Annotated in this window: 1 protein-coding gene; it reads right to left on the bottom strand. The window is 66.6% G+C overall.

The window, feature by feature from the left end; genetic code table 11:
* A partial coding sequence (locus A5711_RS21550) for a glycosyltransferase (protein ID WP_067948853.1) occupies positions 1 to 926 on the bottom strand: 926 nt, incomplete at its 3' end.
* Positions 927 to 965: the final 39 nt, after the last annotated feature.

A 965-nucleotide genomic window follows, 5' to 3' on the forward strand; every position in this document is an offset into this window, starting at 1 on the left:
ACCTTGACGTGGTCGAAGTGCGGCACGTCGCTGAAATCGCTCCACCCGGAGCACACCAGCGCCCGCTCACCCAGCTCCGCGCACGCCGCGCCGATCAGAGCGACCGTGTCGGCCGGCGATTCGGCAACCGGCATGCTGCCAAAGCCGAAGCAAATCGGCGGTGTCCCCTTCGCGATCCACGACAACACCTCGTCGTCGGTATCGGTGGGCAGCTCCATCGTCAGCGATCCAACGAAAGGACGCTGGCCGCCCCATTTCGCCCATTCGGCAGCGAGCCCGGGGAAGCACACCTCGTCGTACGCCTGGATTTCCAGCGATTCGCGTTCGGCGATCCTTCGCGGCGAGGGTTTGTTGGCCGCTGGTAGGCCGAGTTCTCGGCGCTGTTCGTTCTCGACCTGCCTCGTCGAGCGCCAGAACAGCCACTCGACCGCTTTCATGGTGGAGCGGAACAGCGGCGCCGGCACGCTCGGAACGAGCTGCCCGTTGGCCCGCATCGGGAAGTGATGCAGTGTCGCCAGCGGAATGTTGTAGTGTTCCGCGACGTTGGCGGCGGCCTGCTCGAAATTCAGGCCGGTGCACAATAGGTCAGCGTCGGCGGCGAGGGACGTCAGCGCCGCGCTGACCTCGCCCCAATGCCGGATGAGGGGCTCCCAGACCTTGCGCATCAACCTGATCGGGCTGCGGATCGTCCAGATGTTCCGGAAGAACTCAGCCCACATGTTGCGGAGGAACTCCTCGTCCAGGAAGTCGTGCAGTTCCGGGCCGTACGGGACCGCCGCGAGCCCGGTGGACTCGGCGAAACCCATCAATTCCGGTGGGACGGCCACGGCCACGTCGTGCCCTCGGCGCAGCAGCTCGCGGCCGACCGCTGCCAATGGCTCGATGTCGCCGCGCGTTCCGTAGCCGGCGAGGGCGAATTTCGTCACGGGTCCTAGCCTTGCAGTTGCCGTGCGCCGGCGCCCACC

Source organism: Mycobacterium sp. E2238 (assembly GCF_001672665.1).
Lineage (GTDB): Bacteria > Actinomycetota > Actinomycetes > Mycobacteriales > Mycobacteriaceae > Mycobacterium.